Source organism: Streptomyces sp. NPDC059201, from assembly GCF_042754585.1.
GTDB lineage: Bacteria > Actinomycetota > Actinomycetes > Streptomycetales > Streptomycetaceae > Streptomyces.
Window position 1 is genome coordinate 1 of record NZ_JBHZBB010000011.1, and the last position, 19,187, is coordinate 19,187.

The window sequence follows — 19,187 nt, forward strand, 5'->3', positions numbered from 1 at the left end:
GCCGTGCTCGGCCCGCTCGTTCCTCCCGGGCCTGCGCGCGGCCGGACCCGTTCCCCCGGCGCGCCCCTTCGGCTCACTCGCCGGCCCGGAAGGGCACCGTGCGGAGGGGCTACCGCAGCTCACCCCGCATGGATTGGGGGAGGTGTTACGCGGCGTGGCCGCCGTCCACGGAGAGTTCGGCGCCTGTCACGTAGCGGCCTTCCGGGCCTGCCAGGTAGGCGACGGCTGCCGCCACCTCGTCGGGGGTGCCGAAGCGGCCCAGGGCCGTGAGGGCGGCCTGGCCCTCCGCGTACGGGCCGTCCGCCGGGTTGAGGTCCGTGTCGACCGGGCCCGGGTGGACGAGGTTCGCGGTGATGCCGCGCCCGCCCAACTCCCTTGCCAGCGCCCGGTTCAGGCCCACCAGCGCGGCCTTGCTCATCGCGTACAGCGTGCCGCCGGGGCCCGGCACCCGCTGCGTCATGCAGGTGCCGATCGTGACGATCCTGCCGCCGTCCGGCAGCCGCTCCGCCGCCGCCTGGGAGGCGAGGAAGGTCGCGCGGACGTTCACCGCGAGCACCCGGTCCACATCGGCGAGGGTCAGCCCGGCCAGCGGGCCGAGGACGCCGATGCCGACGTTGTTGACCAGCACGTCGAGCCGCCCCAGATCGTCCGCCGCCCGGTGCACCGCGCCCGCCGCGTCACCGGCGTCGGCCGCGTCGGCGCGCAGCGCCAGGGCCCGCCGGCCCGTCGCCTCGATGCGGGCCACGACCTCCTTCGCCGCCGCCGTGTCGCGTACATAGGTGAAGGCCACGTCGGCGCCCTCCCTGGCCAGCCGGACCGCCGTCGCCGCGCCGATCCCCCGGCTGCCGCCCGTCACCAGTACCGCCGTCCCGTTCATCGTGGACATCGCTCCCTGCCTCCTCGAATCCCACAAGTGGTTGCGGATTCAAGGAAACTCGGGTGGGGGCGTCCGTGCTGGCGGCTATCGGACGGGAAGCTCGCCGCGCCGATGAGTTCCCGTGCCGGGCGCGGTCGGAACAGGTGGAGCACGATGGACCCGGGCATGGACTGACCCGGACATGGACCCGGACGACGAAAGGCAACGCCATGGCCACCTTGAGCCTCACCCAGTTCCTCACCCTCGACGGCGTCTACCAGGCGCCGGGCGGTCCCGACGAGGACCCCAGCGGCGGCTTCGAGCACGGCGGCTGGTCCGTTCCGTTCGGCGACGAGGACTTCGGCCGCCGCATCGACCAGATCTTCGCCCGGCCCACCGCCTTCCTCCTCGGGCGCCGGACCTACGACATCTTCGCGGGGTACTGGCCGAAGGTGACCGACCCCGCCGACCCCGTCGCGAGCAAGCTCAACGCCCTGCCCAAGTACGTCGCCACCACCACCCTCGACTCCGCCGAGTGGGACGGTACGACCCTGCTGCGCGGGGACGTTGTCGCGGAGGTCGCCGCGCTCAAGGAGAGCCTCGACGGCGAGATCCAGATGCACGGCAGCGGCGGGCTCGCCCGCACCCTCCTCGCCCAGGACCTCATCGACACCCTCCACCTGCACGTCTTCCCCGTCGTCCTCGGCAGCGGCTACCGCCTCTTCGCCGAAGGCGCCCGGCCGACCGCCTTCCGGCTCGCCGAGTCGAGCGTGACGAGCACGGGTGTCGCCCTCCACACGTACGAGCGCGCGGGCCGCCCCACGTACGGCAGCTATTCCTGAGCGGGGCGACGGCCGTGCGGCGAGCGGCGGGCGCGTCACAAACGGTGTAGTCACCACGGGCATCGCCGGGTACGGTGATCATCCGTGTGAGAGCCGCTGAAGTCTCCACCCCGTCAGTTGAGTGGGAGACCCGCACCGACATGGCCGCTTCGTCCGCTTCGCCGTACGCCGGATCCGCCCCCTTCGCCGCCCGCCGCCGCGCCTGGCTCACCGACCTGCCGCTGCTGCTCGTCGCCGTGTTCTGGGGCGGCAGCTACCTCGCCGCCAAGGGCATCACCACCAGCCACACCGTCGTCGCCGTCCTCGTGCTGCGCTTCGCGCTCGTGGTGCCCGTCCTCGTCGCCGCCGGCTGGAAGGGTCTGCGGGCGCTGACCGGCGCGCAGTGGCGGGGCGCCGCCGTGCTCGGCGGGATCCTCGCCGGGATCTTCCTCCTGGAGACGTACGGCGTCGTCCACACCTCCGCGACCAACGCGGGCCTGATCATCAGCCTCACCATGATCTTCACCCCACTCGCCGAGGCCGCCGTCACGCGAACCCGGCCCTCGCGCGGCTTCCTCGGCGCCGCCGCGCTCTCCGTCGGCGGCGTCGTGCTGCTCACCCAGGGGGCAGGCTTCACCGCGCCCTCCCTCGGCGACCTGCTGATCCTCCTCGCCGCCGTGGCCCGTACCGTGCACGTCCTCGCGATGGCCCGGATCAAGGCCGTCCAGTCGGCCGACTCGCTCTCGCTGACCACCGTGCAGCTCGGCACCGCCGTGCTCGTCTTCGCCGCCCTCGCGGCCGTCGGCGGCGGCGCGACCCCCTGGGCGACCGCGCTCGACTTCGGGCCCCGCGAGTGGGCCGGTCTGGTCTTCCTCTCCGTCTTCTGCACGCTCTTCGCCTTCTTCGTGCAGATGTGGGCCGTACGCCGCACCTCGCCGTCCCGGGTCAGCCTGCTGCTCGGCACGGAGCCGCTCTGGGCCGCCCTCGCCGGCATCGCCCTGGCCGGCGACCGCCCCGGCGCCCTCGGGCTCGCCGGCGCGGTCCTGGTGCTCGCCGGCACGGCCTGGGGCCGCCGCAGCGCCGACGCGGACGCCCGGTAGCCGGCCGAGGACTTCTCTCACGCCGGGTTCACCGCGTCCGCGTCACGCCTTCCCGGGCTTCTCCACCCGGTCCGAGACGATCATCAGGACCAGGCCGAGGGCGGCGATCACGATGTTCGCGAAGACCTCCCGGCCTTCGAGGAACCACACGTGCTCCGTCAGGAACCGCGTCGCGCCCATGAACGAGAACCAGCCGTCCGTCAGCTCGCGGACCACGCCGCAGACGCCGAACACGGTGAGCAGGAAGCCGCTGACCTCAAGAAATCTCCTCATGTGACGATCATGGCGGGACGGGCGGACCCCCGCGTCCGCCACCGGTCCACCCGTCCACCGACCGAAGTATCGATCTCCGCGACTTCGGTCGCCGCCGGGCGCCGCGGCCCGTGCGCGCGGCGCCCGGGTGCGTACATTGCGGATATGACGCGAACGGACCGGCAGCGCTGGCTGCTCCCCTCCCACCTGGTCGCACCGGGCGGGGCCGGGACCGCCCGGCCCCGCCGCACCGTGCGCGACTGGGTCGTCGACATCCTGGTCTTCCTGCTCGCCGCGCTCTTCGGGCTCGTCGCCGCCGAGGCCAGCGCCCGCTACAACAGCTCCGCGGTCAACGTGACCGACCAGATCGTCGGCGCCCTCGCCTGCTGCGCGCTCTGGCTGCGCCGCCGGTGGCCCGTCGGGCTCGCCGTCGTGCTCGCGGTCCTCGGCGCGCTCGTCCCGGTCTCCGCCGGGGCCATGCTCGCGGGGCTCTTCAGCGTCGCCGTCCGCCGTCCCTTCCGGGACATCGCCTGGATCGTCGGGATCGCCCTCGCCGGGTCCGTCGTCACCGTCTTCCTCCGGCCCGACCCCGAGACCGGCGCCATCCTCGGGATCGTCCTCGGCGTCGCCCTCACCCTGCTCGTCACCGCCTGGGGCATGCTCGTGCGGGCCCGCCGCCAGCTCGTCGAGGCGCTGCGCGAGCGCGCCGAGCGGGCCGAGTCGGAGGCCGAGCTGCGGGCCGCGCAGGCGCAGCGGCTCGCCCGCGAGGCCATCGCCCGCGAGATGCACGACGTCCTCGCCCACCGGCTCACCCTGCTCAGCGTCCACGCCGGCGCCCTGGAGTTCCGGCCCGACGCCCCGCCCGAGCAGATCGCCCGCGCCGCCGGCGTCATCCGCGACAGCGCCCACGACGCCCTCCAGGACCTGCGCGAGATCATCGGCGTCCTGCGCGCCCCGGGGGAGGAGAGCGGCGGCGGCCACCGGCCGCAGCCGACCCTCGCCACCCTCGGCGCGCTCGTCGACGAGTGCCGCGAGGCCGGGATGCGGGTCGTCCTCGACACCACGGTCGACGACCCCGGCTCCGTGCCCGCCGCCACCGGCCGCACCGTCTACCGCATCGCCCAGGAGGGCCTCACCAACGCCCGCAAGCACGCCCCCGGCGCCGAGGTCACCGTCACCCTGAGCGGCCGGCCAGGCGACGGGCTCACCGTCGAGGTCCGCAACCCCGCGCCCGGCGGACCCGTGCCGCACGTGCCCGGATCCGGGCAGGGCCTCATCGGGCTCTCCGAGCGGGCCGCCCTCGCGGGCGGGCGCTTCGACCACGGCCCGACCCCCGGCGGCGGCTTCGCCCTCACCGCCTGGCTACCGTGGCCCCCATGACCATCCGGCTGCTCGTCGTCGACGACGATCCCCTGGTCCGCGCGGGCCTCACCCTCATGCTCGGCGGCGCCGGGTCCCTCGAGATCGTCGGAGAGGGCGCGGACGGCAGCGAGGTCCCCGACCTCGTCGCCCGGCTCGCCCCCGACGTCGTCCTCATGGACATCCGCATGCCGCACGTCGACGGGCTCACCGCCACCGAGCGGCTGCGGGCCCGCCCCGGCGCCCCCGAGGTGATCGTCCTGACCACCTTCCACGCCGACGAGCAGGTGCTGCGCGCCCTGCGCGCCGGTGCCGCCGGCTTCGTCCTCAAGGACACCCCGCCCGCCGAGATCGTCGCCGCCGTCCTCCGGGTCGCCGCCGGCGACCCCGTCCTCTCCCCGGCCGTCACCCGGCAGCTCATGAGCCACGTCGCCGGGCAGCCCGAGGCCCGGCCCCGGCGGAGCACCGCCGCCGAACGCCTCGCCGGGCTCGCCGACCGCGAGCGGGAGGTCGCCGTCGCCGTCGGGCGCGGCGCGTCCAACGCCGAGATCGCCGCCCGGCTCTACATGAGCGTGCCCACCGTGAAGACGTACGTCTCCCGGCTGCTCGCCAAGCTCGGCCTCAACAACCGGGTCCAGATCGCCCTCCTGGTCCACGACGCCGGCCTCCTCGACCAGGAGCCCGACGGCCGTACCGGCGAGTAGGGTGACGCGCGTGACCGACACCACCGCCCTCGCCCTGGCCCGCGACATCCTGCGGGCCCAGCCGTTCAGCCGCCTCGTCGGCGCCGACGTCAGCGCCTTCGGCGACGGCGGCGCCACCCTCGAACTGCCGATACGCGAGGACCTGCGCCAGCAGAACGGCTTCGTGCACGGCGGAGTCCTCTCGTACGCCGCCGACAACGCGATCACCTTCGCGGCGGGCACCGTCCTCGGCGCCGCCGTCCTCACCGCGGGCTACTCCATCGACTACGTCCGCCCCGCCGTCGGCGTCACCCTCCGCGCCCGCGCCGAGGTCCTGCACGCGGGCCGCCGCCAGGCCGTCGTCCGCTGCGAACTCCTGACCGTCGACGAGGAGGGCGCGGAGACCCTCTGCGCGCTCGCCCAGGGCACCGTCCGCGCGATCGGCTGACCGGCCGGCTAACCCGCCGGACGGACCGGGCGGCCCTCCCGCCGGGACCGCTCGCACGCCTCCGCGACCCGCAGCGCCACCAGGGCCTCGCGGCCGTCGCACGCGTTGGTCGCCTCGCCGCGCACCAGTCGGACGAAGGCGTCCAGCTCCGCCTCGTACGCGGGGGCGAAGCGCTCCAGGAAACCGGGCCAGGGCTTGGGCGGCGGCGCGGGGGAGTGCGGCTCCAGGGAGGTGAGCGGGGCGCGCTCGTCCAGACCCACCACCAGTTGGTCGCGCTCGCCCGCCAGCTCCATCCGCACGTCGTACCCGGCGCCGTTGCAGCGGGTCGCCGTCGCCGTCACCAGCGTGCCGTCGTCCAGGGTGAGCAGCGCGGCGGCCGTGTCCACGTCACCGGCCTCGCGGAACATCGCGGGACCCGCGTCCGAGCCGCGCGCGTACACCTCGACGATCTCCCGGCCGGTCACCCAGCGCACGATGTCGATGTCGTGGACCATGCAGTCCCGGAAGAGACCGCCGGAGAGCGGAAGGTACGCGGCGGGCGGCGGCTCCGGGTCGGAGGTCACCGTCCGTACCGTGTGCAGCCTGCCCAGCCGCCCCGCCCGGACGGCCTCCCTGGCGGCCCGGTATCCGGCGTCGAAGCGGCGCATGAAGCCCAGCTGGAGTACTGTGCCCGCCTCCGCCACCGCGTCCAGCGCGGCCAGCGTGCCCGGCACGTCGAGGGCGATCGGCTTCTCGCAGAAGGCCGGAAGGCCCGCCCGCGCGGCCCGGCCGATCAGCTCCGCGTGCGCGGCCGTCGCCGAGGCGATCACCACCGCGTCCAGCCGCCCGCGCTCCAGCAGCGCCGCCACGTCCGGCGCGGCCTCGGCCCCCACGGCCAGCGCCACGGCGTCCGCGCGCGCCCGGTCGGCGTCGGCCACCACCAGAGCGCCGACCCCGGGATGCCGGGCCAGCACCCCCGCGTGAAAACTCCCGATCCGCCCCGTCCCGATGAGTCCGATACGCATGGCCCCACCGTGAGCCGCCCACCGGGCGGTGTCAAGGTTTGTCAGGACAAGCGCCGGTGGAGCGCCGGTGGAGCCGACGTGACGCCTTCCCGGCTCTCCGGTGCGGGGCTACGCTCCCACCCGTGGTCAAGCAGTCGGGATCCCATCTGCCGCCGTTCTCCGTGGACCGCACCAGCCCGGTTCCGCTCTACTTCCAGCTCGCCCGGCAGCTGGAGGAGGCCGTCGCCGATGGCAGACTGCCGCCCGGCACGCTCCTCGGGAACGAGATCGAGCTCGCGGGGCGGCTCGGGCTCTCCCGGCCCACCGTCCGGCAGGCCATCGGGACCCTCGTCGACCAGGGCCTCCTGGTCCGCCGCAGAGGGGTCGGCACCCAGGTCGTCCACTCCCGGGTCCGCCGCCCGCTGGAGCTCAGCAGCCTCTACGACGACCTGGAGGCCGCCGGGCACCGCCCTGCCACCCGCGTCCTCGTCGACCGCCTCGAACCGGCCGGGCCCGCCGTCGCCGCCGCCCTCGGCGTCCCCGAGGGCACCGACGTCCACTACCTGGAGCGGCTGCGCACCGCGCACGGCGAGCCCCTGGCGTACCTCCGCAACCACCTCCCCGCTGGGCTCGTCGACAGCGCCGCCCTGGAGACCACGGGTCTCTACCGGCAGCTCCGCGCCGCCGCGCTCACCCTGCACAGCGCCCGCCAGTCGATCGGCGCCCGCGCCGCCGCGCCCGAGGAGGCCGCGCTCCTGGCGGAGGAGCCGGGCGCCCCGCTGCTCACCATGGAGCGCGTCACCTTCGACTCGACCGGCCGGCCCGTCGAGTCCGGATCGCACCTCTACCGGGCCGCCCGCTACTCCTTCGAGCTCCAGTTGATGGTCCGTACGTAGGGCCGCCGAAGCCGGGGGAGGGCCCCCTGACGAGTGCCACGACCCGCATGACCGATACTGCAATGCACGCAGAAGGACACAAAGGAGGGCACGGCCTCGTGACCAGGCTTCGGACAGGGCTTCGGACAGGAGGGGTACGCGCCGCTGTCGGCGCCGTGCTCGCCGTCTCCCTCACAGCGGCGCTCGCCGGGTGCAGCAGCACCGGCGGCAAGCGGGCGGAGGACGCCCGCAAGGCCGCCGCGGCCCAGGGCCGGGCGGCCGTGGACACCCCCCGCTGGACCTTCGCGATGGTGACCCACTCGGGCGACGGGGACACCTTCTGGGACATCGTCCAGAACGGCGCCGAGCAGGCCGCCGTCAAGGACAACATCAACTTCCTCTACGCCCACAGCGACGAGGCCCAGCAGCAGGCGCAGCTGATCGACTCGTACGTCGCCAAGGGCGTCGACGGGCTCATCGTCACCCTCGCCAAGCCCGACGCCATGAAGGCCGCCGTCGAGAAGGCCGTCAAGGCCGGCATCCCGGTGATCACCGTGAACTCCGGCGCCGAGCAGTCCAAGGCTTTCGGCGCCCTCACCCACATCGGGCAGGACGAGACCGTCGCCGGCGAGGCCGTCGGCGAGGAGCTGACGAAGCGCGGGCGCAAGAAGGCCCTCTGCGTCCTGCACGAGCAGGGCAACGTCGGGCACGAGCAGCGCTGCGCCGGCACGAAGGAGACCTTCGGCGGCGAACTGGTCAACCTCTACGTCGACGGCACCAACATGCCCGACGTGAAGGCGTCCATCGAGGCCAAGCTCCAGTCCGACAAGGACGTCGACGCCGTCGTCACCCTCGGCGCCCCCTTCGCCGACGCCGCCGTCCAGGCCGCGAAGAGCGCCGGCAGCGAGGCGGAGATCGACACCTTCGACCTCAACGCCAAGGTCGCCGCCGCCCTGGAGGCCGGCACCCTCGGCTTCGCCGTCGACCAGCAGCCCTACCTCCAGGGGTACGAGGCCGTCGACCTGCTCTGGCTCTACCGCTACAACGCCGACGTCCTCGGCGGCGGCAAGCCCGTCCTCACCGGACCCCAGATCATCACCAAGGACCAGGCCGGGGCCCTGAAGCGGTACGCGGAGCGGGGTACCCGATGAGCGCCGGCGCACCCCCGTCCGCGCCGGGCGACGGCGTCGACCACGTCGACGAACGGCTGCTGCGCACCACCCCGCTGAAGAAGCTCCTCGCCCGCCCCGAGCTGGGCTCGGTCGTCGGCGCGATCGCCGTCTTCGCCTTCTTCGCGATCGCCGCCGACAGCTTCCTGCGCCCCGCCAGCCTCGGCACCGTCCTCTACGCGGCGTCCACGCTCGGCATCATGGCCGTCCCGGTCGCCCTGCTGATGATCGGCGGCGAGTTCGACCTCTCCGCGGGCGTCCTGGTGACCAGCTCGGCGCTGGTGTCGTCGATGTTCAGCTACCAGATGACCGCGAACGTCTGGGTCGGCGTCGGCGTCTCGCTGCTCGTCACCCTGGCCATCGGCGCCTTCAACGGCTTCATGCTGACCCGTACGAAACTGCCCAGCTTCATCATCACGCTCGGCACCTTCCTGATGCTGACCGGCCTGAACCTGGGCCTCACCAAACTGATCACCGGCACCGTCTCCACCAAGTCGATCGCCGACATGGAGGGCTTCCCCTCCGCCCACGACGTCTTCGCCTCGACCCTCACCGTCGGGAGCGTGGAGCTGAAGGTCACCATCCTGTGGTGGCTCGGCCTCGTCGCGGTGGCCACCTGGATCCTGCTCCGGACCCGCTTCGGCAACTGGATCTTCGCGGTCGGCGGCGGCGCCGACGCGGCCCGCGCGGTCGGCGTCCCGGTCTACCGGACCAAGATCGGCCTCTACATGGGCGTGGCCTTCTGCGCCTGGATCGCCGGCCAGCACCTGCTCTTCTCCTTCGACGTCGTCCAGTCGGGCGAGGGCGTCGGCAACGAGCTGATCTACATCATCGCGGCCGTCATCGGCGGCTGCCTGATCACCGGCGGATACGGCTCGGCCATCGGCTCCGCCGTCGGCGCCCTCATTTTCGGCATGACCAGCAAGGGCATCGTCTACGCCGAGTGGAACCCCGACTGGTTCAAGTTCTTCCTGGGCGCGATGCTGCTGCTCGCGACGCTCCTGAACGCCTGGATCCGCAAGCGCGTGGAGGCCACCAAGTGACGACCGACACCGCTCCCCTGGTGCAGCTGGACGACGTCTCCAAGTACTACGGCAACATCCGCGCCCTCGAAGGGGTCTCCCTGGAGGTCCGGGCCGGCGAGATCACCTGCGTCCTCGGCGACAACGGCGCCGGCAAGTCCACCCTCATCAAGATCGTCGCCGGACTGCACCGGCACGATGCCGGCACCTTCCGCATCGAGGGCGAGGAGGTGACCCTCGCCAACCCGCGCGACGCCCTCGACCGGGGCATCGCCACCGTCTACCAGGACCTCGCCGTCGTCCCCCTGATGCCGGTCTGGCGGAACTTCTTCCTCGGCTCCGAGCCCACGAAGGGCAAGGGCCCCCTCAAGCGGCTCGACACCGAACTGATGCGGACCACCACCCGCGAGGCGCTGCTCCGCATGGGCATCGACCTCCGGGACGTCGACCAGCCCATCGGCACCCTCTCGGGTGGCGAACGCCAGTGCGTGGCCATCGCCCGCGCGGTCCACTTCGGCGCCAAGGTCCTCGTCCTAGACGAGCCGACCGCCGCCCTCGGCGTCAAGCAGTCCGGCGTCGTCCTGAAGTACGTGGCCGCCGCCCGCGACCAGGACCTCGGCGTGGTCCTCATCACCCACAACCCGCACCACGCCTTCCTCGTCGGCGACCGGTTCGTGCTGCTCAAGCGCGGTGTCATGGCCGCGAGCCACACCAAGGACTCGGTGACGCTCGACGAGTTGACCCGCCAGATGGCGGGCGGCAGCGAGCTCGACGACCTCCGCCACGAGCTGGAGCGGCCCTCCGGCCCGTGACGCGGCGGGCCCCGCCGTCCCGCCTCATCACGCGGACCCGACGCCTCTCCTGGCAGAATCGACCCGGTGAACACCTACCGTGACCCCGCCGCCCGGGGCGGTGTCCTGCGGACCGTCGGCACCCGCGAGCGGCGCTCCCACCTGTCGGCGCCCCGGGTGCCGACGGTGGGCATCGACATCGGCGGGACCAAGGTGATGGCGGGCGTCGTCGACGCCGACGGCACCATCCTGGAGAAGATCCGCACCGAGACCCCCGACAAGTCCAAGAGCCCCAAGGTCGTCGAGGACACCATCGTCGAGCTGGTCCTGGACCTCTCCGACCGGCACGACGTGCACGCCGTCGGCATCGGCGCGGCCGGCTGGGTCGACGCCGACCGGGCCCGCGTCCTCTTCGCCCCCCACCTCGCCTGGCGCAACGAACCCCTCCGGGACGCCCTCCAGGACCGGCTCGCCGTCCCCGTCATGGTGGACAACGACGCCAACACCGCCGCCTGGGCCGAGTGGCGCTTCGGCGCCGGACGCGGCGAGGACCACCTCGTCATGATCACCCTCGGTACGGGGATCGGCGGCGCGATCCTGGAGGACGGCAGGGTCAAGCGGGGCAAGTACGGCGTCGCCGGCGAGTTCGGGCACATGCAGGTCGTGCCCGGCGGCCACCGCTGCCCCTGCGGCAACCGCGGCTGCTGGGAGCAGTACAGCTCCGGCAACGCCCTGGTCCGCGAGGCCCGCGAGCTGGCCGCCGCCGACTCCCCGGTGGCGTACGACATCATCGAGCGGGTGAAGGGGAACGTCCCCGAGATCACCGGCCCCCTCATCACCGAGCTCGCCCGCGAGGGCGACGCGATGTGCGTCGAGCTGCTCCAGGACATCGGGCAGTGGCTCGGCGTCGGCATCGCCAACCTCGCCGCCGCCCTCGACCCCTCCTGCTTCGTCATCGGCGGCGGCGTCTCCGCCGCCGACGACCTGCTCATCGGCCCCGCCCGGGAGTCCTTCCGCCGCCACCTCACCGGCCGCGGCTACCGGCCCGAGGCCCGGATCACCCGCGCCCAGCTCGGCCCCGAGGCCGGCATGGTCGGCGCCGCCGACCTCTCGCGGCTCGTCGCCCGCCGCTTCCGCCGCGCCAACCGGCGCCGGGTGGAGCGCTACGAGCGGTACGAGCGCTACGCGCAGGCGTTCCGCCCCGGTACGCACGGCCGCACCGCCCGGAACGACGAGGACCCCGGTTCATGACCGTCCACCCCCAACCCCCGAGCCCGCCCGAGGAGCGGCTGCCCGAAGGGCGGATGCCCGAGGACCGGGGGCGCATGATCCGCCGCCGCTGGCTGACGGCGGTCATCATCGTCCTGCTCGTCGGCATCCCCGCCGGCTACCTGGTGATCTCGGCGGGGCAGAGCCGGGACAGCGGCATCGACAAGGAACGCGAGTCCTCCGTCGCCGGCCTCCAGGACAACTGGCCCTCGCTGATGAAGCGCCGCGTCTTCGAGGTCCCCGTCCCGGCCGGCTCCTCAGGCGTCGCCTACTACGAGACCAGCAACTGGAAGACCAGCCGCCTGTACGTGCAGTTCACCACCACGGCCACCGGCCTCGACACCTACCTCGCCGAATCGGGCACCGGCCGCACCGCCCTCACCTCCGGCCGCATCACCGTCTCCGACCGCGACGCCGACATCGTCGGCTGGACCTTCCCCGACGGCCTGACCTGGTCGGGCACCATAGTCGACCGCGAAGCCCCCCGCCCCACCACCGACATCACCGTAGACCTCACCGACCCCGCCTTCCCCCGCGTCTTCACGGTCTCGACGACGAGTCCTTGACCGGGGCGGGAGGGACGCCCCCGGCGGGGAGGAGAGCGCCGGAGGGCGAGGGTCTCCCCGGCGGTGACTCACAATGGGACCCATGAACCGTTCCCCCCGCCCGGACCAGAGCCCTCGCACCGCCGTTTCCAAGGACGACTTCGCGCAGCCGGTCAGTCACACTCCGGCGCTGCCCGCCGTGGACTCCTTCGACGAGCTCGGGCTGCCTGCCGAGGTGCGGGAGGTGCTGGCCGCCGACGGGGTCGAGACGCCGTTCCCGATCCAGGCCGCGACCTTGCCGAACGCGCTCGCCGGGCGGGACGTGCTGGGGCGGGGGCGGACCGGGTCCGGGAAGACGCTGGCGTTCGGGCTGCCGCTGCTCGTGCGGCTCGCGGGCAGCCGGGCGGAGGCGCGCAAGCCCCGGGCGCTGGTCCTGGTGCCGACCCGTGAGCTGGCGCAGCAGGTCAGCGACGCGCTCGCGCCGTACGCCAAGGCGCTCACGCTGCGGCTCGCCGTCGTGGTCGGCGGGATGTCGATCGGGCGGCAGGCCACCGCGCTGCGCGACGGGGCCGAGGTCGTGATCGCCACCCCCGGACGGCTCATGGACCTCGTCGAGCGCAAGGACGCCCGCCTGGACCGGGTGGAGATCACCGTCCTCGACGAGGCCGACCAGATGGCCGACATGGGCTTCATGGACCAGGTCACCGGACTGCTCGACCTGGTACGCGACGGGGGCCAGCGGATGCTGTTCTCGGCCACCCTCGACCGGAACGTCGACCTCCTGGTCGAGCGCTACCTCCACGACCCGGTCGTCCACTCCGTCGACCCCTCGGCCGCCGCCGTCACCACCATGGAGCACCACGTCCTCCAGGTGCACGGCGCCGACAAGTTCGCCACCGCCACCGAGATCGCCGCCCGCGACGGACGCGTGATCATGTTCCTGGCGACCAAGGCGTCCGTCGACCGCTTCACCGCCCACCTGCGCGGCAGCGGCGTACGGGCCGCCGCCCTGCACGGCGACAAGTCCCAGCCGCTGCGCACCCGCACCCTGGAGCGGTTCCGCAGTGGCGAGGTGCCCGTCCTCGTCGCCACCAACGTCGCCGCGCGCGGCATCCACGTCGACGACATCGACCTCGTCGTGAACGTCGACCCACCCGCCGACCACAAGGACTACCTCCACCGGGGCGGCCGCACCGCCCGCGCCGGCGGCTCCGGCACCGTCGTCACCCTCGTCCTGCCCGACCAGCGCAAGGACGTCCTCCGCCTCATGGCGGACGCCGGGCTGCGCCCCCAGGTCACCCAGGTCCGCTCCGGCGAGGCGCAGCTCAGCCGCATCACCGGCGCCAAGGCCCCCTCCGGCGTCCCCGTCGACGGCAGCGCCCCCAGCGCCGAGCGGGCGAAGCGCGGCGGCGCGCAGTTCCGCGGCATGGGCACCGTCCCCGGCAAGCCCGGCCGCGCCAAGAACGAGTCCCGCCGCTCGGCCGAGGACCGGAAGATGGCCGAGGCCAGGAAGGCCGCCCGCGTGCGCCGGGGCCACTGACCCGACGGGGCCACTGACCCGGCGGGGCCGCGGAACCGGGCCCGCCGGGGGGCCGCTGACGACGCCGCGGGGCCGCGGAAGCGTGGCCCGCCGGGGCCGGGCCACCCCCGACGGGACCCGGACCCGCCGGCACCGGACGCGGTGTCGTGAGCCCGCGCCCCGAGCACCCCGTCCCGCGCCCCCGCGAGCTTCGTCACACCCCCGAGTTCCGCCCCGGCGCCTCGCGGGACGGCCGGGGATGAGAGGGTCTGGCGAGTGAGTGAGACACCGACGAACACCCTGCAATACCGAGTCGACGGGCCCGAGGACGCACCCGTCCTGGTCCTGGGCCCCTCGTTGGGCACCACCTTTCATATGTGGGACCGCCAGATCCCGGAGCTGATCCGGGACCGGCGGGTGGTCCGGTTCGACCTGCCCGGACACGGTGGGGCGCCCGCGCAGCCCTTCAGCTCCGTCGCGGAGCTCGGCGACCGCGTCCTCGCCACCCTCGACACCCTCGGCGTCCAGCGGTTCGGCTACGCCGGCTGCTCCCTCGGCGGCGCCGTCGGCCTCGACCTGGCCCTGCGGGCCCCGCACCGGGTCGCCTCGCTGGCCCTGGTCGCCACCGCGCCGCGCTTCGGCACCGCCGACGAGTTCCGCCAGCGCGGGGTCGTGGTCCGGGCCAACGGCCTGGAGCCGATGGCCCGCGCCGCGCCCGAGCAGTGGTTCACCCCGCACTTCGCCGCCAACCAGCCCGCCATCGTCGACTGGGCCGTCCAGATGGTGCGGACCACCGACGCCCCCTGTTACGTCGCCGCCTGCGAGGCCCTCGCCCTCTTCGACGTACGGGCCGCGCTCGGCAGCATCGGCGTGCCCGCGCTCGTCCTGGTCGGTTCCGAGGACCGGGTCACCGGCCCCGCCGAGGCCCGTACCCTCGTCGCCGGCATCGCCGACGCCAAGCTGGCCGTCGTCCCGGGCGCCTCCCACCTCGCCCCGGTCGAGCAGCCCGCCGCCGTCACGGACCTGCTCCTGGAGCACTTCTCGGCGACCTCCCACGAGACCAGCGGCACCCTCGCCGTACCGCCGCCGGTCCCCGCGGTCGCCCCGGCCCCCGCCGAGGCCGCCCCGGACGCGGACGCCGCGGAGGACGGCGAGGAGGCCCCGGCCGGCAGGCCCGACCCGTACGAGAAGGGGCTCGGGCTCCGCCGCGAGATCCTCGGCGACGCGCACGTCGACCGCGCGCTCGCCGACGAGGACACCGCCGACTTCCAGGAGCTCGTCAACCGCTACGAGTGGGGCGAGGTGTGGGCCCGGGAGGGCCTCGACCGGCGCACCCGCAGCGTCGTCACCCTCACGGCCCTCGTCGCCGGCGGGCACCGCGAGGCGCTCGCCGACCACACCCGCGCCGCCCTCCGCAACGGGCTCTCGCCCGCCGAGATCCGCGAGATCGTGCTCCACACCGCCGTCTACTGCGGCCTCCCCGCCGCCGAGACCGCCCTCGCCACGGTCACCCGCGCCATCACGGACGAGACCACGCCCCCGGCGTAGCCACCGGCCCCACGTCCACCCCGTTCACCCGAGCCGGGCCCGCACGCCCGGCGTAGGGTGAGGCCGTGAAGCTGACGAAGAAGTCCCACGCCTGCGTCCGGCTGGAGAAGGACGGGCGGACGCTCGTCCTGGACCCCGGGATGTTCACGGAGGAGGACGCCGTGCTCGGCGCCGACGCCCTCCTCGTCACCCACGAGCACCCGGACCACTTCGACGAGGGCCGCCTGCGCGCCGCGCTGGACGCGAACCCGGCCGCCGAGATCTGGACCCTCCGCAGCGTCGCCGACCAGCTGGCCTCCGCCTTCCCGGGCCGGGTGCACACCGTCGGGCACGGCGACACCTTCACCGCCGCCGGCTTCGACATCGAGGTCCACGGCGAGCTGCACGCCGTGATCCACCCGGACCTGCCGCGCGTCACCAACGTCGGCTTCCTCGTCGACGGCGCCGTCTTCCACCCCGGCGACGCCCTCACCGTCCCCGGCCGTCCGGTCGACACCCTCCTGCTGCCGGTCATGGCGCCCTGGAACAAGATCTCCGAGGTGATCGACTACGTCCGCGAGGTGAAGCCGCGCCGGGCGTACGACATCCACGACGCCCTCCTCACCGACCTGGCCCGGCCGATCTACGACCGGCAGATCGGCGCCCTCGGCGGCACCGACCACCAGCGGCTCGCGCCCGGCGCGTCCGCCCGGCTGTGAGAGGGCTCCGGGCCGCTGTCGGTGCCCGCCAGTAGGCTGGGCGTCATGCGCATCGCCACCTGGAACGTCAATTCGATCACCGCCCGCCTGCCCCGGCTGCTGGCCTGGCTGGAGAGCAGCGGCACCGACGTGCTGTGCATCCAGGAGACCAAGTGCACCGCCGAGCAGTTCCCCGCCGAGGAGCTGCGCGCGCTGGGCTACGAGTCGGTGGTCAACGCCACCGGCAGGTGGAACGGCGTGGCCCTCCTCTCCCGCGTCGGCTTCGAGGACGTCGTCACCGGTCTGCCCGGCGGCCCCGAGTACGACGCCGTCCAGGAGCCCCGCGCGATCTCCGCGACCTGCGGCCCGGTCCGCGTCTGGTCGGTCTACGTGCCGAACGGCCGGGAGATCGCCCACGAGCACTACGCGTACAAGCTGCGCTGGCTGGAGGCGCTGAAGGCGGCCGTCGCCGACGACGCGGCGGGCGAGCGCCCGTTCGCCGTCCTCGGCGACTACAACATCGCCCCGGCCGACGCCGACGTCTGGGACATCTCGCTCTTCCAGGAGTCCACCCACGTCACCGAGCCCGAGCGCGCGGCCCTCGCCGGCCTGCGCGAGACCGGACTCACCGACGTCGTGCCGCGCCCGCTCAAGTACGACCACCCGTACACGTACTGGGACTACCGCCAGCTCGCCTTCCCCAAGAACAAGGGCATGCGCATCGACCTCGTGTACGGCAACAAGCCCTTCGCCGAGGCCGTGAAGGACAGTTACGTGGACCGCGAGGAGCGCAAGGGCAAGGGCGCGTCCGACCACGCCCCGGTCGTCGTCGACCTCGACCTCTGACCGTCCTGGACTTCGACCTCTGACCGCGGTGACCTGCGAGAGCGTTCCATAACGATCTCAGCGTGCCGGGTGGTGGTCCGGCGGGTGACGGTGCGACGCTGTTCCGATGAACATCCCGTTTCTCGACCATTGGCGCAAGCGGCGCGAGCCGGACCCGTCCCCGCTGGCCGCGGCCTTCGACCGCGACCCCGACGGCGTGGCGGAGCTGCTCGGCGAGTGCGAGCTGCTGCGTGCCCGGGTCGAGTCGGCCGGGGTGAGGCTCGACGACACCCCGCGCTCGCTCCAGGAGTTGGACCAGCTCCCGCCGCGCTGGCGCGACGACCCGGAGGAACTGCCCTGGTTCGGCAACGACGCGGGGCTCTACCTCGGCAGCGTCATCGTGCGGAACGTGCCGGGGGCCCGCTGGCAGGTGTGGCCGAACGGCGGTCCGGTCGTCGTCCTGGAGTCCGGCCGCGAGGTCGCGGTCGTCGAGTACGGCGTCGAGTGGGCGATGACCGGGGCGCCCGAGCTCTCCCAGGTGTACGCCGAGGCCGCCGAGGAGTGATCCGGCCGCGGCCCGCCGCCGGCCGCCGCGCACCACTCGATTGCCGTAAATACGGCTAATCCCGTCTTGCACCCTTTCGGGCGTGTCAGGCGTGAAGTCCCTTTTCCTGGCGGATAGTTTGCGCTGTCTCGACACATCGCATCGACACACCGCATCGGCACACCGCTGAGGAATGGGGCAGGGCAGCGCATGACCGTCGATCCGCTGATCGAACTGCGTGGCGTGAACAAGCACTACGGCACGCTGCACGTCCTCCAGGGCATCGACCTCACCGTCGGCCGCGGTGAGGTCGTCGTCGTCATCGGTCCCTCGGGCTCCGGCAAGTCCACCCTCTGCCGGGCGATGAACCGGCTGGAGACCATCGAGTCCGGCGAGATCCGCATCGACGGCCGCCCCCTCCCCGAGGAGGGCAAGGACCTCGCCCGGCTGCGCGCCGAGGTCGGCATGGTCTTCCAGTCGTTCAACCTCTTCGCCCACAAGACCGTCCTCGCCAACGTCTCCCTGGCGCAGATGAAGGTCCGCCGGCGCAAGAAGGAGGAGGCCGACCGGCGTTCGCGCGAGCTCCTCGACCGGGTCGGCCTCGCCGCCCACGCCGAGAAGTACCCGGCCCAGCTCTCCGGCGGCCAGCAGCAGCGCGTCGCCATCGCCCGCGCCCTCGCCATGGACCCCAAGGCGCTCCTCTTCGACGAGCCCACCTCCGCCCTCGACCCCGAGATGATCAACGAGGTCCTGGAAGTCATGCAGCAACTCGCCCACGAGGGCATGACCATGGTCGTCGTCACCCACGAGATGGGCTTCGCCCGCTCCGCCGCCAACCGCGTCGTCTTCATGGCCGACGGGCGGATCCTGGAGGACCGCGCCCCCGAGGAGTTCTTCACCGCCCCGCGCAGCGAGCGCGCCAAGGACTTCCTCTCCAAGATCCTCTCGCACTGACCGGGGTGGGAACCATGCAGCGCACGCACCGACGCACGGGCGCCCTCGCCCTCGCCCTGCTGCTCGCCGCCGCGGGCGCCCCGCTGGCCGGCTGCGGCCGGCCCGGCAGCCCGCCCGTCAAGGGCCCGCAGCCCGACCAACTCCCCGTCTACCGCGTCGAGTCGGACTTCCGCCTGCCGGACTCGTCCACCTGGAACCGGGCGCGGAAACGCGGCCGGCTGGTCGTCGGGGCGAAGGAGGACCAGCCGTACCTCGGCGAGAAGGACCCCGCCACCGGCCGCTACTCCGGCTTCGACATCGAGATCGCCAAGATGATGGCCGCCTCCCTCGGCTTCGACCCGGCGACCGGCGTGGAGTTCCGCACCATCGCCTCCGCCAACCGCGAGACCGCCCTCCAGAACGGGCAGATCGACTACTACGTCGGCACCTACACCATCAACGACAAGCGCAAGCAGCTCGTCGGCTTCGCCGGCCCCTACTACGAGGCCGGCCAGTCCCTCCTCGTCCGCACCGACGAGAACGACATCGACGGCCCTCAGGACCTCGACGGCAAGCGCGTCTGCTCGGCGGCCGGCTCCACCCCGTACCAGCGGATCCAGCAGGACTACCCGAAGGCCGAACTCGTCGCCTACGACACCTACTCGATCTGCGTCGACAACCTCCTCACCTACCAGGTCGACGCCGTCACCACCGACGACACCATCCTCATGGGCTACGCCGCCAAGGTCCCCGACGAACTCAAGCTCGCCGGGAAGCCGTTCTCCAAGGAGCCGTACGGGATCGGCGTGCCGCGCCGCGACACGGCGCTCCGCCTCGCCCTCGACGACGCCATCGCCGCGCACGAGAAGAACGGCGACTGGAAGAAGGCGTACGACGCGACCCTCGGCCTCTCCGGAGTCCCCGCGCCGAAGCCGCCGCCCATCGACCGCTACCCGGCCAACTGAGGA

The 19,187-nt window shown here is 73.4% G+C and carries 21 protein-coding genes; 18 read left to right on the top strand and 3 right to left on the bottom strand.

Annotation, left to right across the window (positions count from 1 at the left end; genetic code table 11):
* Window positions 1-145: 145 nt before the first annotated feature.
* On the bottom strand, window positions 146-886 hold the full coding sequence (locus ACFXMG_RS29625; RefSeq protein ID WP_383826314.1) for an SDR family NAD(P)-dependent oxidoreductase: 741 nt from the start codon (window positions 884-886) through the stop codon (window positions 146-148).
* 200 nt (window positions 887-1,086) lie between these two features.
* Here ACFXMG_RS29625 and ACFXMG_RS29630 point away from each other — a divergent pair, with 200 nt between their 5' ends.
* Together ACFXMG_RS29630 and ACFXMG_RS29635 are read left to right on the top strand one after the other, a co-directional pair.
* A complete protein-coding gene (locus ACFXMG_RS29630; RefSeq protein ID WP_383826311.1) occupies window positions 1,087-1,698 on the top strand; it encodes a dihydrofolate reductase family protein in 612 nt (203 codons plus the stop codon).
* A 140-nt stretch (window positions 1,699-1,838) separates the two neighbouring features.
* Complete coding sequence (locus ACFXMG_RS29635; RefSeq protein ID WP_383826322.1) at window positions 1,839-2,777, top strand: DMT family transporter; 939 nt, start codon at window positions 1,839-1,841, stop codon at window positions 2,775-2,777.
* A gap of 42 nt (window positions 2,778-2,819) precedes the next feature.
* Here ACFXMG_RS29635 and ACFXMG_RS29640 read toward each other — a convergent pair whose 3' ends face one another.
* The gene (locus tag ACFXMG_RS29640) at window positions 2,820-3,050 is read right to left on the bottom strand and encodes a hypothetical protein (protein WP_383826309.1); all 231 of its coding nucleotides are present in this window, start codon (window positions 3,048-3,050) and stop codon (window positions 2,820-2,822) included.
* 144 nt (window positions 3,051-3,194) lie between these two features.
* Here ACFXMG_RS29640 and ACFXMG_RS29645 point away from each other — a divergent pair, with 144 nt between their 5' ends.
* The 3 genes from ACFXMG_RS29645 to ACFXMG_RS29655 are packed head-to-tail and all read left to right on the top strand — an operon-like array spanning window position 3,195 to window position 5,519.
* A complete protein-coding gene (locus ACFXMG_RS29645) occupies window positions 3,195-4,409 on the top strand; it encodes a sensor histidine kinase (protein WP_383826306.1) in 1,215 nt (404 codons plus the stop codon).
* Window positions 4,406-5,092, top strand: a complete 687-nt coding sequence (locus ACFXMG_RS29650) for a response regulator (protein WP_383826303.1) — start codon at window positions 4,406-4,408, stop codon at window positions 5,090-5,092. The genes ACFXMG_RS29645 and ACFXMG_RS29650 overlap by 4 nt, the downstream gene beginning before the upstream one ends.
* Before the next feature lie 10 nt (window positions 5,093-5,102).
* A complete protein-coding gene (locus tag ACFXMG_RS29655) occupies window positions 5,103-5,519 on the top strand; it encodes a PaaI family thioesterase (protein ID WP_383826301.1) in 417 nt (138 codons plus the stop codon).
* An 8-nt stretch (window positions 5,520-5,527) separates the two neighbouring features.
* On the opposite strand, the gene ACFXMG_RS29660 is transcribed toward ACFXMG_RS29655, so the two are convergent.
* Complete coding sequence (locus ACFXMG_RS29660) at window positions 5,528-6,523, bottom strand: Gfo/Idh/MocA family oxidoreductase (protein ID WP_383826299.1); 996 nt, start codon at window positions 6,521-6,523, stop codon at window positions 5,528-5,530.
* A 161-nt stretch (window positions 6,524-6,684) separates the two neighbouring features.
* Between ACFXMG_RS29660 and ACFXMG_RS29665 the strand changes: the two genes are divergently transcribed.
* The 13 genes from ACFXMG_RS29665 (at window position 6,685) to ACFXMG_RS29725 (ending at window position 19,184) form a co-directional block, all read left to right on the top strand.
* Window positions 6,685-7,398: a GntR family transcriptional regulator gene (locus tag ACFXMG_RS29665; protein ID WP_383826319.1), complete on the top strand. Its 714-nt coding sequence runs from the start codon at window positions 6,685-6,687 to the stop codon at window positions 7,396-7,398.
* Between the two features lie 98 nt (window positions 7,399-7,496).
* Window positions 7,497-8,528 carry a sugar ABC transporter substrate-binding protein gene (locus tag ACFXMG_RS29670; protein ID WP_383826297.1) on the top strand — a complete coding sequence of 344 codons (1,032 nt, stop codon included), beginning with the start codon at window positions 7,497-7,499 and terminating at the stop codon, window positions 8,526-8,528.
* Window positions 8,525-9,589: an ABC transporter permease gene (locus tag ACFXMG_RS29675; RefSeq protein WP_383826294.1), complete on the top strand. Its 1,065-nt coding sequence runs from the start codon at window positions 8,525-8,527 to the stop codon at window positions 9,587-9,589. The genes ACFXMG_RS29670 and ACFXMG_RS29675 overlap by 4 nt, the downstream gene beginning before the upstream one ends.
* A complete protein-coding gene (locus ACFXMG_RS29680) occupies window positions 9,586-10,380 on the top strand; it encodes an ATP-binding cassette domain-containing protein (RefSeq protein ID WP_383826292.1) in 795 nt (264 codons plus the stop codon). Before ACFXMG_RS29675 ends, ACFXMG_RS29680 begins: the two co-directional genes overlap by 4 nt.
* Window positions 10,381-10,446: 66 nt before the next feature.
* Window positions 10,447-11,610 carry an ROK family glucokinase gene (locus ACFXMG_RS29685; RefSeq protein ID WP_383826290.1) on the top strand — a complete coding sequence of 388 codons (1,164 nt, stop codon included), beginning with the start codon at window positions 10,447-10,449 and terminating at the stop codon, window positions 11,608-11,610.
* Window positions 11,607-12,194, top strand: coding sequence for a hypothetical protein (locus ACFXMG_RS29690; protein ID WP_383826287.1), 588 nt, complete (start codon window positions 11,607-11,609; stop codon window positions 12,192-12,194). Before ACFXMG_RS29685 ends, ACFXMG_RS29690 begins: the two co-directional genes overlap by 4 nt.
* A gap of 82 nt (window positions 12,195-12,276) precedes the next feature.
* Window positions 12,277-13,713 carry a DEAD/DEAH box helicase gene (locus ACFXMG_RS29695; RefSeq protein WP_383826284.1) on the top strand — a complete coding sequence of 479 codons (1,437 nt, stop codon included), beginning with the start codon at window positions 12,277-12,279 and terminating at the stop codon, window positions 13,711-13,713.
* 255 nt (window positions 13,714-13,968) lie between these two features.
* On the top strand, window positions 13,969-15,240 hold the full coding sequence (locus ACFXMG_RS29700; protein ID WP_383826281.1) for an alpha/beta fold hydrolase: 1,272 nt from the start codon (window positions 13,969-13,971) through the stop codon (window positions 15,238-15,240).
* Window positions 15,241-15,305: 65 nt separating this feature from the next.
* Entirely contained in the window at window positions 15,306-15,938 is a 633-nt protein-coding gene (locus ACFXMG_RS29705; protein ID WP_383826278.1) for an MBL fold metallo-hydrolase, read from the top strand.
* 45 nt (window positions 15,939-15,983) lie between these two features.
* Complete coding sequence (locus tag ACFXMG_RS29710; RefSeq protein ID WP_383826275.1) at window positions 15,984-16,763, top strand: exodeoxyribonuclease III; 780 nt, start codon at window positions 15,984-15,986, stop codon at window positions 16,761-16,763.
* Between the two features lie 106 nt (window positions 16,764-16,869).
* The gene (locus tag ACFXMG_RS29715; protein ID WP_383826273.1) at window positions 16,870-17,307 is read left to right on the top strand and encodes a DUF6278 family protein; all 438 of its coding nucleotides are present in this window, start codon (window positions 16,870-16,872) and stop codon (window positions 17,305-17,307) included.
* Window positions 17,308-17,496: 189 nt separating this feature from the next.
* Window positions 17,497-18,240: an amino acid ABC transporter ATP-binding protein gene (locus ACFXMG_RS29720; RefSeq protein WP_383826270.1), complete on the top strand. Its 744-nt coding sequence runs from the start codon at window positions 17,497-17,499 to the stop codon at window positions 18,238-18,240.
* Window positions 18,241-18,254: 14 nt separating this feature from the next.
* Entirely contained in the window at window positions 18,255-19,184 is a 930-nt protein-coding gene (locus tag ACFXMG_RS29725) for a glutamate ABC transporter substrate-binding protein (RefSeq protein WP_383826268.1), read from the top strand.
* The last annotated feature ends 3 nt before the right edge of the window (window positions 19,185-19,187 follow it).